The organism is Neptuniibacter halophilus (assembly GCF_030295765.1).
Classification (GTDB): Bacteria; Pseudomonadota; Gammaproteobacteria; order Pseudomonadales; family Balneatricaceae; genus Neptuniibacter; species Neptuniibacter halophilus.
Map to the genome: position 1 here is coordinate 1,357,667 of NZ_AP027292.1, position 13,686 is coordinate 1,371,352.

Here is a 13,686-nt window from a genome sequence, read left to right on the forward strand (position 1 = left end):
AGCTATTGATGTCTAATATGACCCCCCGTGAAATCGTATCCGAGCTGGATCGTCACATTGTCGGCCAGGATGAGGCCAAACGTTCCGTGGCTATTGCCCTGCGTAACCGCTGGCGCCGGATGCAACTGGATGAAGAGCTTCGTGCTGAAGTCACCCCCAAGAACATTCTGATGATCGGCCCTACCGGTGTCGGCAAAACCGAGATTGCCCGCCGTCTGGCAAAGCTGGCAAACGCCCCGTTCATCAAGGTTGAGGCCACCAAATTCACTGAAGTGGGCTACGTCGGCCGCGATGTGGAAACCATCATCCGCGATCTGGTGGATATGGCGATCAAAATGATGCGCGAACAGGAGATGGAGAAAGTCCGCTTCCGCGCCGAAGAAGCCGCCGAAGAGCGTATTCTTGATGCCCTGCTGCCACCGGCACGCCCGACCGGCTTTGGCGATAATGAGCCAACCCGTGAAGACAGTGCCACCCGTCAGGTTTTCCGCAAGAAACTGCGTGAAGGCCAGCTCGACGATAAAGAGATCGATATCGACGTAGCACAACCACAGATGGGCGTAGAGATCATGGCACCTCCGGGCATGGAGGAGATGACCAACCAGTTGCAGAGCATGTTCTCCGGCATGGGGGGCGGCAAAAAACAGAGCCGCCGCCTGAAGATTAAAGAAGCCTTCAAAATGCTCACCGATGAAGAAGCCGCTAATCTGGTAAAAGAGGATGAGCTGAAACAGAACGCCGTCGAACTGGTTGAGCAGCACGGTATTGTCTTCCTCGATGAGATCGACAAAGTCTGTAAAGGCGGTTCCAACAGCAGCGGCGATGTTTCCCGCGAAGGGGTTCAGCGTGATCTGCTGCCACTGATCGAAGGCTGCACCGTAAGCACGAAGTACGGTATGGTTAAAACCGACCATATCCTGTTTATCGCTTCCGGGGCATTCCATCTGGCGAAACCGTCTGACCTGATTCCTGAGCTGCAGGGTCGTCTGCCAATCCGTGTAGAACTGAATGCCCTGACGCCGGATGAGTTCCGTCGCATCCTGCGTGAACCCAACGCATCCCTGACCGATCAGTACACCGCCCTGCTGAAAACCGAGGGCGTCAGTGTCGAGTTTACCGACGAAGGGATCAGCCGAATCGCTGAGCTGGCGTTTGAAGTCAACGAACGTACCGAGAACATCGGTGCACGCCGTTTGCACACCATGATGGAGCGCCTGCTGGAAGAACTTTCCTTCAGCGCATCCGACTGCAGCGGCCAGACCATCACTGTGGACAAAGCCTTTGTCGACCAGCAACTGAGTGAGCTGAGTCAGGACGAAGATCTGAGCCACTACATACTCTAAGCGGAGAAAACCATGTCTCAGGCGCCCGTACCCTCGCAGATTAAACTGCACAAAAAATCCCGTACTCTGGAGCTGACCTACGCCGACGGCAGCTTCGAACTGACCGCCGAATACCTGCGCGTTCACTCCCCTTCAGCGGAGGTGCGGGGTCACGGCATCGGTAACGGCGTTCTGCAGACCGGCAAAAAGCTGGTCGGGATCAAAGAACTGATCCCGAGCGGCAACTATGCGCTGAAGATCGTCTTTGATGATGGCCATGACAGCGGCCTCTATACCTGGGATTGCCTCTACGATCTGGCCCATCAGCATGACCGCTACTGGCAGGAATATCTGGATAAACTGGCCGCCGCGGGTGAAAGCCGGGATGGCGGGCTGATCGCAGTCGGTCGTGCCTAAATCGCCCAATAGCCAAGACAAGGCGTAGCCTTAGCGGTACAATCACGCCAATCAAACCGCAACAGCATCAGGATCGAACACATGGCTGACCAGCAGCAGAACGACACCACGCATTTTGGCTATGAAAACGTCAAGACCGAGGAGAAAGTGCAACGGGTTGCCGATGTATTTCACAGTGTTGCGGGCAAATATGACCTGATGAACGATCTGATGTCCGGCGGTGTACACCGTCTCTGGAAGCGGATCACTATTGAACAGAGCGGCGTCCGTGCCGGCCACTCAGTGCTGGATATTGCCGGGGGTACCGGCGATCTGACCATGCGTTTTTCACGTCTGGTCGGGCCAACCGGCAAAGTCGTTCTGGCAGATATCAACGACTCCATGCTCAAGGTCGGTCGCGACAAACTGCTGGATAAAGGCGTTACCGGTAACGTGGAATTTGTTCAGGCCAACGCCGAGTGCCTGCCGTTCCCGGATAACACCTTCGATGTCATCACCATCGCCTTTGGTCTGCGCAACGTGACCGATAAAGATGCAGCACTGCGCTCGATGGCGCGGGTGCTCAAACCCGGCGGCAAGCTGATGGTACTGGAGTTTTCCAAAACCAATAACCCGCTGCTGACCAAGGCCTACGATTTCTACTCTTTCAATATCCTGCCGCAGATGGGCTCTGTGATCGCCGGTGACGCCGAGAGCTATCGCTATCTGGCAGAGTCGATCCGCATGCACCCTGATCAGGAAACCCTGAAGGGGATGATGCAGAACGCCGGTCTGACCCACTGTAAATACCAGAACATGACCGGCGGTATCGTCGCCCTGCATACCGGTATCAAACCTTAAGCGGTACTTCTTCATGATTGAGATGCTACAGGCAACCCTGTTCACCAGTGGCGAGAGCCTGATTAATCAGCTGCTGAAACGTGACCCGGTTACGCTGGGGCATCTGAATCATCTCAGTGGCAAGGTCATTCAGATCGAACTGACCTTGCCCCGCCTGAACCTGTTCCTGATCCCGAATGCAGACGGTATTCAGTTGCAATCGGTGTTCAATGACACCCCGGACGCCACCCTCAGCGGCAGCGCCAGCGATTTCCTGACCCTGCTCAGCAGCCGCGACAAGGCTGACGCTATGTTTGGCAAAACCATTAAGATCAGCGGTGACAGTGCGCTGGCGACGCGGTTTCAGGAGATCATCAGCGATGCCCGGATCGACTGGGAAGCCATGCTGGCAGACATTATTGGCGAACTCCCGGCTCATCAGGTGGCCCTTTATGCCGCGTGGAAAGCCCAGTGGTATAAAAACACAGGTAGCAGCCTGCTGCATAATCTGGACGAGTACGTGCGCGAAGAAGCCCGCCTGATCCCAACACGCCCGGAAGTTGAACGCTTCTACAGCGAAATTGATGAATTACGTGAACGCAGCGATCGGATCAGTGCCCGAGTCGCCGCATTGCAGGCCCGATAGCGCCTTAAAAAGGCTTCACCACCACCAGAATCAGAATCGGGACAAAGATCAGCAACGGCAGTTCGTTGAACAGACGAAAATAGCGCCCGCTCTTGTCTAACTGCCCGGCACGCATCTTTTTCAGATAGGCTTTGCACCAGTGGTGGTAACCGATCAGCAACACCACAAACAGCAGCTTGGCGTGCAACCAGCCACCACTAAAGCCAAAACCAAGCCAGAGCCAGAGCCCCAAACCCAGCGTAAACAGCGCCATTACACTCATAAAGCCGTAAAGCTTGCCTGCCATAATCTCCAGACGGGTCACATCCTGCCCGGCTTCACGGCCCTCAACGTAATGCACAAAGATCCGTGGCAGATAGAAAATTCCCGCCATCCAACTGGTCATCGCCAGAATATGAAATGTTTTAACCCAGAGCATGTTGCATCAACCTCAGTAACCTAACAGGGGATAAAGCTCACCGCGCCTGACCTGCTGCGCCGCGCTGCCGATTGTACCCTCAATCTGCCACTGCCGGAGCAGGTTTTGCACAACCGGGCGTAACTGCTGCTGAGTCATCCCCGGCTTAAGCTCCGGACGGTAGAGCAGTTTCAGTAACAGATAGTCCAGCCCCGTAAGCAGATCTTCCGGAGTTTTATCGTTAAAGATAGAGGGATAGGCCTGCTCCGAATCATTCGGCAACCCAAGCACCTGAGTCAGCTCCTCAACTATGCAGGCCACCAGCTTACCGTGCATCCGTGCCTGATCTACCGGAATCACGACAGCCGCCCAGTCAATTTCAGCACGCCGGTTAAGCCGGAAATTGGCCATACACACAGCGCCGCGGGTATGCCGGGTTGCCGCTTTACCCAACAGCCTCCCAACGTCCTGCTGCCAGCGGGCCTGACGGGTAAACAGCAGAATCAGGTTGGCCTGATCACGTTTGCTGACCAGAGAGACAGAATGACCGGTAATGGCCTGCAGATGCTTCAGGTGCATCTTAACCAGATCGGTATGCAGGGCCTGATCTGCAACCTGATGATCAATCCACACCCTTACCGGCTGCTGCCAGCGCCGCAATACACCGGTACCGGCTTTGTATTCATTGCGCAGCGCGACCTGAAAGAACGCCTGCTGGATAAACCCCGGTTGCTGCCAGCGCGGCGGTTCTGCAGCCCAGGCAGGCACACTCAGCGCGACGAACAGCAACAGGCGCAGCAGCATCAGATAGCCCGCGTCGTCACCGAGAGCAGGCCATCAAGCTCTGCCGTCAACTGATCGCCCGGTTCAACCGGCCCGACACCCGCCGGGGTGCCGGTCAGAATCACATCACCGGGCTCCAGCGTGAAGAACTCACTGCTATGACAGATCAGCGGTAAAACCCGGTTCAGCATCAGCGCACTGTTCCCCTGCTGGCGCAGTTCGCCATTCACCGTCAGCTTCACCCCAACATCCTGCAGATCGGAGACCTGATCAGGCGTAACAAAAGGCGAAAGCGGGCAGGCCCCGTCAAAGGCTTTAGATTTCTCCCAGGGATGCCCTTTCTCCTTGAGACGGGATTGCAACTCACGCAGTGTCAGATCAAGGCCGATACCAATGCCGGCAATAGCCGCTTCGGCTTCGGCTTCCGTTGCCTGCTGTAAACGCCTACCAATCAGGATCGACATCTCTGTTTCAAAATGCACCTCCCCCCATTGCGTCGGCACAGCAAATGGTTCGGTCATATCCACCACGCTGCTGGCCGGTTTGATAAACAGGATCGGTTCAGCAGGGATGGGATTATTCAGTTCAGCGGCATGATCAGCGTAGTTGCGACCGATGCAGATCACTTTACCCGTGGGAAGGTCAGCACGGCGGCCATCCAGAAAACGGTGGTTATAACTCATAACAACTCCATACAGAGAGAGGGATTGCCGCAGTTTACCCGGCCACGGCGGCCACCACCAGCGGCTTGCTACGGGTTTTCAGATGCAGGGTCAGCGCCAGACTCAGGGTCAGGGCCAGCACACACAGAGAGCCGATCACAATCCCCTGCCAGCCGGCCCAGCGCCAGAACGGATCCAGATAGAAGCCACCACTGCTGGCACCCAGATAGTAAAACACCAGATAGATGGAGGAAGCGGTTGCCCGGGCATGGGTCGCACGCTGACTGACCCAGCTACTGGCACTGGAATGGGCAACAAAGAAACCAAATGCATTGACCAGAAAGCCCAGCACAATCGCCCACAATGCCGGAATCAGGGTCAGCAGAGACCCGACCATCAGCACAGCACATCCTGCTGCAATCACCAGCGGCTGCGGCAGCAGTTGCACAAACCGCCCGGAAAGCGCAGACCCCAGCGTGCCGCTCAGATAGGTAAGAAACAACATGCCCAGCAGGCTGGCCGGTAGCTGGTAGGGCTCTCCCGCCAACAAAAAAGTGGCGTAGCTGTACTGATTGATAAAGATAAAAAAGTTAAAACCGCCAATCAGATAGGCCAGCAACAACAAAGGATTCCGCAGATGCGACAGCATATCACGCAACATCCGCCCCGGTTTCACCGGCTGCGCACTGAAGTGCTCTGACGCTGGCAGTAACCAGACAAACAGGCTGAGGCAGATCAGACTGACCAGACTCATCGCTGCAAACGCCTCCTGCCATCCCAGCCAGTCTCCTACAAAACCGCCGATCAGACGCCCACCGATGCCACCCAGCGTGTTACCGCTGATATAAATACCCACCGCCACAGCCAACGCTTTTTTACTGAATTCATCGCCCATATAAGCGATAGCGATGGCCGGCAAACCCGCCAGACAGATTCCCTGCACTGCGCGCAGCAGAATCAACATCGTAAAATCCTCCACCAGCGACAGAGCAAAACTGCACAGCACGACACCACACATACTCAGCACCATCAGCCGGGTACGACCAATGGCGTCCGACAGTGGCCCGAACAGCAGCAGCGAAACACCAAGCGTCAGGGTAGTCACGGTCATACTCCAGCTTGCCTGCAACGGGCTGACCGCAAATTCAGTCGATAGCATTGGCAACAGTGGCTGGGTCACATAGACGTTGGAAAAGATCATAAAGGAACCCAGGCAGAGAGCCAGAGTTGCGCGCCAGAATTGTGCTGTGCCGGTTTCGATCATGGGAGTACCTCATTGGTTGAAACCCAGCCTAGCAGTGGCAACAAAATCATTAAAATATATACTTATTATCAAATTGATAAATAAAGCTGATAGATGGACATTAAACACCTGCGTTACTTCAAAACCGTTGCCGATCTGCGCAGCTTTACCCAGGCCGCAGCGCTGTTGCACATCGCTCAGCCAGCGATCAGCATGGCGATCCGTAAGCTGGAGGAGGAGCTGGAACTCACCCTGTTTCATCGAAAAGACCGAAAAGTCAGCCTGACTGATGAAGGGCACCGCCTGTATGGGCATGCCGCACGTATTCTTCAGGCCACCGAAGATGCACTTCTGGAGATGCAGGAACTCAAGGGTCTGCTGCGGGGAGAGGTTCGGGTGGGAATACCCAGCATGCTCGGCTCCTATCACTTCCCCCCCATTCTGATGGCCTTTCGCCATCGTTATCCACAGCTTAACCTGACGGTCATTGATGGCGGTGCCGGCAAATTACAGCAACTGCTGGAACAGGGTGAACTGGATCTGGCAGTGGTGGTGGATGAATCCACCCCGGAAACCCTGCAGTCTGAAGTATTTCTGCGTGAACAGATGATGGTGATCTGCCCGCGCGAGCACCCTTTTGCCGGCCTCGACAGTGTCGATTATGAACAACTTTTCGCAGAAGAGCTGGTGATGTTCAACAGCGGTTATTTCCATCGCAACGTGGTCGACCGCCTTTCGAAACAGGCGGGCCTGAAGCCGAATATCAGTTTTGAAACCAACCTGATCCCGCTGATCAAATCGATTGTCAGGCAGGGCTTTGCCATCTCAACACTGATGGAAATGGTGATCCGCGATGAACCGGAACTGGTCGCCCGTCCCTTCACTAAGCCGGTCTGGCTTGACCTGTCTATCGCCTGGCGCCGGGATGGTTATCTGTCACAGGCCAACCGGACTTTTGTTGACTTTGTTCTGGAGCAAAGCGGAAGGAACTGTCTATAGATTGCAGCGATCTGCATTTATCTTTATGATTCGCGCAAATTTCAGGAGATCTGATCATGCTTAATGTGAATGAATATTTCGATGGTAAAGTAAAATCCATCGGCTTCGAAAACAGTGAAGGTAATGTAACCTCCGGTGTTATGGCTCCGGGTGAATATGAGTTCGGCACCAGTGAAGATGAGCTGATGAAAGTGGTCAGCGGCGAACTGATCGTCAAACTGCCGGGCAGCGATGAATTTCAGTCGTTCCCTGGTGGCACCGAGTTCAAAGTCGCTGCGAATCAGAAGTTCCAGCTAAAAGTAGAACAGGCAACCGCCTACCTCTGCTTCTACGGTTAATTCCGTTCCGGGAGAGAGCCTCACTCTCTCCCGGCAAACCGCGGTTAAAATTCAATCGCCTCATCTCAAGTTGAATATTTTTCCACCAAACCCGCCGGAACTTTCATCCCTTTCAACTTTGCCTGTGCTAATATTCGCCCTCAGAATTAAGCATTAAACCCGTGGCATCCGTACTGAACGTGCCAGGCCACGCCAAAAAAAGAGCTGCACACCATGACTCAAACAACCTCTCTTGATAAGAGCAAGATCAAGATTTTGTTGCTGGAAGGCGTTCACCAGTCTGCTGTGGATACCTTCAATCAGAATGGTTATACCAACATTGAATTCCTCACCGGCTCCCTGCCGGAGGAAGAGCTGATTGCACGTATCAAAGATGTGCACTTTGTCGGTATCCGTTCCCGTACTCAGCTAACCGAAAAAGTTTTTGAAGCCGCTGAGAAGCTGGTTGCCGTAGGTTGTTTCTGCATCGGCACCAATCAGGTAAATCTGGAAGCAGCGACTATGCGCGGCGTTGCTGTATTCAACGCACCCTACTCCAACACCCGTTCCGTTGCGGAACTGGTTATTGCCGAAGCGATCCTGCTGCTGCGTGGCGTCGCTGAGAAAAACGCCAAGGCACACCGTGGTGAGTGGCAGAAAACTGCGAAAAACTCCTACGAGATCCGTGGCAAGAAACTGGGTATTGTCGGCTACGGCAGCATCGGTTCCCAGTTGAGCGTTATCGCTGAGTCTCTGGGCATGGACGTTTACTTCTACGACGTTGTCACCAAACTGCCACTCGGTAATGCAACTCAGGTTGGCTCTATGAAAGAGCTGCTGAACATGAGCGACATTGTTTCCCTGCACGTTCCGGAAACACCATCGACCAAAAACATGATGGGTGAAGCTCAGTTTGCAGAAATGAAACAGGGTTCCATCTTTATCAACGCGGCGCGCGGCACTGTCGTAGTGATCGATGAGCTGTGCCAGGCACTGGATTCCGGCCGCCTGCTGGGCGCTGCGATCGATGTATTCCCGGTTGAACCACGCACCAACAATGACGAGTTCATCTCGCCACTGCGTGAGTACGACAACGTCATCCTGACGCCACACGTGGGCGGTTCCACTATGGAAGCTCAGGAAAACATCGGTTACGAAGTATCTGAAAAGCTGATCAAGTACAGCGATAACGGCTCTTCCATCACCTCCGTTAACTTCCCTGAGGTGGCTCTGCCGGAACATCCGAATGTACACCGTCTGCTGCACGTTCATAACAACGTGCCGGGCATCATGACAGCGATCAACAGCGTGTTCTCTGAGAACAGCATCAACATCAGCGGTCAGTACCTGCAGACTAACGAGAAAGTGGGTTACGTAGTGATCGACGTTGACGCAGATTACTCCGACGTTGCGCTGGAAAACCTGAAACACATCGATGGCACTATCCGCTGCCGTCGCCTGTTCTGATCAGGTTCTTTACCTTTCAAACGGGCAGCCTCAGGGCTGCCCGTTTTCGTTTTCCCACTGCTGTAAAATCTGCTCTATTCTGTTGAAAACCCGGTCCCGATAGTGAGCCGTTTCATTCACCAGATGGTGCCTTGCTTCCTCAATCAGCAACAAATCCAGCTCGGGGTAAAGCCGCCCCAGTACCGCCATATTATGCCGCCAGTCTACTGTGCCATCGCCAGTTCCCTGAATCATATGTATCCCTCCGGGCACCGGTTTGTGCTGCTCAACCCAATCTCCCCAGGCGAGCATCGCTCCCACCCAACTGACCGGAATGTCCCGGTGCTGCAGCGGGTCCTGCTCGCTGATAAAACGGCAGAACACTTTGTCATGTGAATTCAGACTGTAACGCCGTGGCACCCGCCGCAGAAAGTATTTCAACAGGCGGAATTTACGCCGGATAGAACGCCACAGGGCAGGGCGAACCAGCGGCGCCAACAGAATCCGCTGCCCCAGCGGCACCATCTGTTGCGTGCTGAACAACAACTGATGGGCCATAATCACCGCCGCTCCGGTACTCTGTCCAAGCAGATGCACCGGATGCACCAGCGTTGATTGCAGGCAGGTCAGCAGCTCAGCTAACTGACTCGCATAATGCTGAAAATCATCCACCGCCAGCGCATCGCCATCGGAGAGCCCGTGACCACTGAGATCGTAACAGAGCAGATCATAACCCTGCCGGTGCAGGTCGTGGATCAGGCGCTGGTAGAGCCCGACATGATCCATGTAACCGTGCAGAATCACCACGGTCCCGCGACTGCCCTGCCCCGTTTTCTGACCATAAAATTGCAGCGTTACCCAGGTATCATCCAGACAGATCCGGCCGATCCGGTACTCCGCCCCGGCGACCAGATCCAGCAGGTGGTAGGTCGCCAGATAAGCGCGAACGCTCTCGCTCGGCACACCTGAACCGGCCTCGGTGAAATTTGCCAATCCCCGAATAAGAATATCCCTGTCAAAACGCTGCATCACTGATCAGCTCTCCTCCTCAACGCCTCTGAAACCGGCGGTTTCTCTACCTGCATTCTAGTTCATCCGCTACCCCATTCGTTCAACTTATACCGATTATAAGGCCCGTTTATCATACTTTTGGGTCGAGTTGGGCGACAATAACCCGGCATTGCGCTACTGTTGCAATGCACAATACAAGCTGCCCCGGGCAGCAATAACATCCAGTTCACGGTTGCCTCGCGCCGGGACTGACAGAACATATAACTGAGGCAATTGATTATGAGTCAAAGGGTACAGAGCGGCGGCCTGCAGGTTGCACAGGCTCTTTACGATTTCGTGAATAACGAAGCACTGCCAGGCACTGGCGTAACCAGCGAACAGTTCTGGGCCGGCTTCGATGCCATCGTCCACGACCTGGCACCCAAAAACCGCGCACTGCTGGCAAAACGTGATGCCATTCAGGAGCAGATCGACAGCTGGCACCGTGAACGTCAGGGTCAGGCATTCGATCTCAACGCGTACAAAGAATTCCTCAGTGAGATCGGTTACCTTCTGCCGGAAGGCGAAGATTTCACTGCATCCACCAGCAACGTGGATCCAGAGATGGCCACTATGGCTGGCCCGCAGTTGGTAGTACCAGTGATGAATGCCCGCTTCGCACTGAACGCGGCCAACGCACGCTGGGGCAGCCTGTACGATGCACTGTACGGCACTGACGCGATCTCTGAAGACAACGGCGCGGAGAAATCCGGCGGTTATAACCCGGCCCGTGGCGCTAAGGTCATTGCCGCAGCACGTGATTTCCTCGATCAGTCAGCACCGCTGGCTACCGGTTCGCACAAAGATTCTGCGTCCTACACGATTGCTGACGGTAAACTGGTTGTTGCCATGACTGATGGTACGACCACGACACTGGCCGATGCAGACAAACTGGTCGGCTATAAAGGCGAAACCAGTGCGCCGCAGTCTATCCTGCTGGTCAACAACGGTCTGCATTTTGAGATCCAGATCGACCGCAACAGCCAGATCGGTCAGGAAGACGCCGCCGGTATCAAAGATATCGTCATGGAATCCGCGCTGACCACAATCATGGACTGCGAAGACTCCGTTGCTGCAGTAGACAGTGCCGATAAAGTAGTGGTTTACCGCAACTGGCTGGGCCTGATGAAAGGCGATCTGTCCGAGGACGTTTCCAAAGGTGGTAAAACCTTCACCCGTACTATTAACGGTGATCGTGAATATACCGCGCTGGACGGCTCTACCCTGGCACTGAAAGGCCGCAGCCTGATGTTCGTGCGCAACGTAGGTCACCTGATGACCAACGAAGCGATCCTCGACAAAGAGGGTAACGAAGTACCGGAAGGCATCATGGACGGCATGGTAACGACCCTGATCTCGATCCACGATATCAAAGGTAATGGCAAATTCAGCAACACCGTCACCGGTTCGACCTACATCGTAAAACCGAAGATGCACGGCCCTGAAGAAGTGGCTTTTGCCAACGAACTGTTTGCCCGTATTGAAGATGCACTGGGTCTGGAACGCTACACCATGAAGATGGGTATCATGGATGAAGAGCGTCGCACCACCGTCAACCTGAAAGAGTGTATCCGCGCGGCTAAAGAGCGTGTGGTATTTATCAACACCGGCTTCCTTGATCGTACCGGTGACGAGATCCACACCTCCATGGAAGCAGGTCCGATGATCCGTAAAGGCGACATGAAGCAGGCTTCCTGGATCGCTGCTTATGAAGACTGGAACGTTGATAACGGTCTGCTCTGCGGCCTGCAGGGACGCGCTCAGATCGGTAAAGGTATGTGGCCGATTCCAGATCAGATGGCTAACATGCTGCAGGCAAAGATCGGCCACCCGATGGCCGGTGCCAACACCGCATGGGTGCCTTCACCAACCGCAGCGACCCTGCATGCGATGCACTACCACAAAGTGGATGTATTCGCCCGTCAGGACGAGCTGAAGAGCCGCAGCCGTGCCAATCTGGATGATATCCTGACCATCCCTGTTGAGAGCAACCCGAGCTGGAGTGCAGAAGAGATTCAGCAGGAGCTCGATAACAACGCACAGGGCATCCTTGGCTACGTAGTACGCTGGGTTGATCAGGGTGTGGGGTGCTCCAAAGTGCCGGATATCAATGATGTAGGCCTGATGGAAGACCGTGCGACACTGCGTATCTCCAGCCAGCACATCGCAAACTGGCTGCGTCACGGTATCTGCTCTGAAGCACAGGTGATGGAAACCATGAAGCGTATGGCCGAAGTGGTAGACCGTCAGAATGCTGCGGATCCTGAATACCGTCCGATGGCACCGAACTTCGAAGACAGCGTCGCCTTTGCCGCCGCCTGCGAACTGGTCATCGAGGGCTGCAAGCAGCCAAACGGTTACACCGAGCCGGTACTGCACCGTCGCCGTATCGAAGCCAAAGTTAAATTCGGCGCTTAATCGCTCATCCGAATAAAACGTCAGTCCGTAATAAAAGCCGTGCCCTCAGGGCGCGGCTTTTTTGTTTCAGTTAGACTGAGCAGACTCGAATGAACAGGCGTCCCGGCTATGTCCCATGCAGAACAACTTGCAGATTTTATTCACAATCACCCGGATCTGGTGGTGCTCACCGGTGCCGGAGTCAGTACCGATTCCGGGATTCCCGCCTACCGTGACCGTGACGGCAAATGGCAGCATAGCGCCCCGGTCCAGCATAAAGAATATATGCAGAGCCATTACGCCCGGCAGCGCTACTGGGCGCGCAGTCTGATCGGCTGGCCGTTGATCCGCGATGCAGAGCCGGGCCCCGCTCACAGGGCACTTGCAGAGCTAGAACGCCTTGGTCACATCCGTTTGCTGATTACGCAGAATGTTGATCGCCTGCACCAGCGCAGTGGCAGCCGGAATGTACTGGATCTGCATGGTCGATCTGATCGGGTAAAGTGCATGCAATGTGAAGAAGACTTTGATCGCCGCCGGATTCATCAGCGCAGCGCTGTGGACAACCCCGGATTTGAAGCTATGGCTGCCAGCCCTCGCCCCGACGGCGATGCGGATCTTGAATCAGAGGTATTTAAGCATTTTAACGTGCCCGAGTGTGAATACTGCGGCGGGATACTGAAACCCGATGTGGTGTATTACGGGGATAATGTTCCCAAACAACGGGTATTCAGTGCTTTGGATGAATTGCAACAGGCCGATGCACTTCTGACGATAGGCAGTTCACTGATGGTGTATTCGGGGTATCGTTTCTGTAAAAAGGCCGCCGAGTGGAGCAAACCGATCGCAGCACTCAATCTGGGGATGACCCGGGCTGATCCGCTGCTGAGCCTGAAGCTGGATGCGCCTGTCGCAGCCACGCTGGAAACGGCTGTGGCGCTACTGAAAGGAAATTAAGCCGGAACAGCCAGGTCGTAATCGGACTCGGCCAGATGCTCTTTGATCACCTTACGGGTAGCACAGACACATTTGCCACATTGACTACCGAGATCCATTGAGCGGTTCAGATCACGAACAGAGCGGGCACCGTTATCTACCGCTTCGCGAATTTCACCACAGGTAATGTTTTCACAGATACAAACAAACATAATACTGATAACCAATCTCAACAAGGACTGGTATTGATAA

General features: G+C 54.6%; 15 protein-coding genes. 9 read left to right on the forward strand and 6 right to left on the reverse strand.

Going from position 1 to position 13,686, the window contains the following annotated elements; translation table 11 throughout:
* Positions 1-8: 8 nt before the first annotated feature.
* The 4 genes from hslU (at position 9) to QUD59_RS06215 (ending at position 3,204) form a co-directional block, all read left to right on the forward strand.
* Positions 9-1,343 (forward strand): ATP-dependent protease ATPase subunit HslU, encoded by a 1,335-nt coding sequence (gene hslU / locus QUD59_RS06200; RefSeq protein ID WP_286240258.1) that lies wholly within the window; start codon positions 9-11, stop codon positions 1,341-1,343.
* 12 nt (positions 1,344-1,355) lie between these two features.
* Positions 1,356-1,739: a gamma-butyrobetaine hydroxylase family protein gene (locus QUD59_RS06205; RefSeq protein WP_286240259.1), complete on the forward strand. Its 384-nt coding sequence runs from the start codon at positions 1,356-1,358 to the stop codon at positions 1,737-1,739.
* A gap of 81 nt (positions 1,740-1,820) precedes the next feature.
* Positions 1,821-2,579 (forward strand): bifunctional demethylmenaquinone methyltransferase/2-methoxy-6-polyprenyl-1,4-benzoquinol methylase UbiE, encoded by a 759-nt coding sequence (gene ubiE / locus QUD59_RS06210; RefSeq protein ID WP_286240260.1) that lies wholly within the window; start codon positions 1,821-1,823, stop codon positions 2,577-2,579.
* A 13-nt stretch (positions 2,580-2,592) separates the two neighbouring features.
* Positions 2,593-3,204 carry a ubiquinone biosynthesis accessory factor UbiJ gene (locus tag QUD59_RS06215; RefSeq protein WP_286240261.1) on the forward strand — a complete coding sequence of 204 codons (612 nt, stop codon included), beginning with the start codon at positions 2,593-2,595 and terminating at the stop codon, positions 3,202-3,204.
* A gap of 4 nt (positions 3,205-3,208) precedes the next feature.
* On the opposite strand, the gene QUD59_RS06220 is transcribed toward QUD59_RS06215, so the two are convergent.
* The 4 genes from QUD59_RS06220 to QUD59_RS06235 are packed head-to-tail and all read right to left on the reverse strand — an operon-like array spanning position 3,209 to position 6,310.
* Entirely contained in the window at positions 3,209-3,622 is a 414-nt protein-coding gene (locus tag QUD59_RS06220) for a CopD family protein (protein ID WP_286240262.1), read from the reverse strand.
* 12 nt (positions 3,623-3,634) lie between these two features.
* A complete protein-coding gene (locus QUD59_RS06225; RefSeq protein ID WP_286240264.1) occupies positions 3,635-4,405 on the reverse strand; it encodes a DUF2927 domain-containing protein in 771 nt (256 codons plus the stop codon).
* Entirely contained in the window at positions 4,405-5,067 is a 663-nt protein-coding gene (locus QUD59_RS06230) for a fumarylacetoacetate hydrolase family protein (protein ID WP_286240265.1), read from the reverse strand. The genes QUD59_RS06225 and QUD59_RS06230 overlap by 1 nt, the downstream gene beginning before the upstream one ends.
* Before the next feature lie 34 nt (positions 5,068-5,101).
* Positions 5,102-6,310 carry an MFS transporter gene (locus QUD59_RS06235; protein WP_286240266.1) on the reverse strand — a complete coding sequence of 403 codons (1,209 nt, stop codon included), beginning with the start codon at positions 6,308-6,310 and terminating at the stop codon, positions 5,102-5,104.
* 93 nt (positions 6,311-6,403) lie between these two features.
* Between QUD59_RS06235 and QUD59_RS06240 the strand changes: the two genes are divergently transcribed.
* From QUD59_RS06240 to serA, 3 genes are all read left to right on the forward strand, one after another.
* On the forward strand, positions 6,404-7,288 hold the full coding sequence (locus QUD59_RS06240; protein WP_286240267.1) for a LysR family transcriptional regulator: 885 nt from the start codon (positions 6,404-6,406) through the stop codon (positions 7,286-7,288).
* 56 nt (positions 7,289-7,344) lie between these two features.
* Positions 7,345-7,626, forward strand: coding sequence for a pyrimidine/purine nucleoside phosphorylase (gene ppnP, locus QUD59_RS06245; protein WP_286240268.1), 282 nt, complete (start codon positions 7,345-7,347; stop codon positions 7,624-7,626).
* 213 nt (positions 7,627-7,839) lie between these two features.
* The gene (serA, locus tag QUD59_RS06250) at positions 7,840-9,072 is read left to right on the forward strand and encodes a phosphoglycerate dehydrogenase (protein WP_286240269.1); all 1,233 of its coding nucleotides are present in this window, start codon (positions 7,840-7,842) and stop codon (positions 9,070-9,072) included.
* Between the two features lie 30 nt (positions 9,073-9,102).
* Here the strand turns inward: serA and QUD59_RS06255 are convergent, their stop codons facing one another.
* Positions 9,103-10,080, reverse strand: a complete 978-nt coding sequence (locus tag QUD59_RS06255; RefSeq protein ID WP_286240271.1) for an alpha/beta hydrolase — start codon at positions 10,078-10,080, stop codon at positions 9,103-9,105.
* Positions 10,081-10,341: 261 nt separating this feature from the next.
* On the opposite strand from QUD59_RS06255, the gene QUD59_RS06260 reads away from it, so the two are divergent.
* A complete protein-coding gene (locus QUD59_RS06260) occupies positions 10,342-12,519 on the forward strand; it encodes a malate synthase G (protein ID WP_286240273.1) in 2,178 nt (725 codons plus the stop codon).
* A gap of 108 nt (positions 12,520-12,627) precedes the next feature.
* Positions 12,628-13,455 (forward strand): NAD-dependent protein deacetylase, encoded by an 828-nt coding sequence (locus QUD59_RS06265; RefSeq protein WP_286240274.1) that lies wholly within the window; start codon positions 12,628-12,630, stop codon positions 13,453-13,455.
* Here QUD59_RS06265 and QUD59_RS06270 read toward each other — a convergent pair.
* Positions 13,452-13,646: a (2Fe-2S)-binding protein gene (locus tag QUD59_RS06270; RefSeq protein ID WP_286240275.1), complete on the reverse strand. Its 195-nt coding sequence runs from the start codon at positions 13,644-13,646 to the stop codon at positions 13,452-13,454. The two genes, QUD59_RS06265 and QUD59_RS06270, sit on opposite strands and share 4 nt — an antisense overlap.
* Positions 13,647-13,686 lie beyond the last annotated feature (40 nt).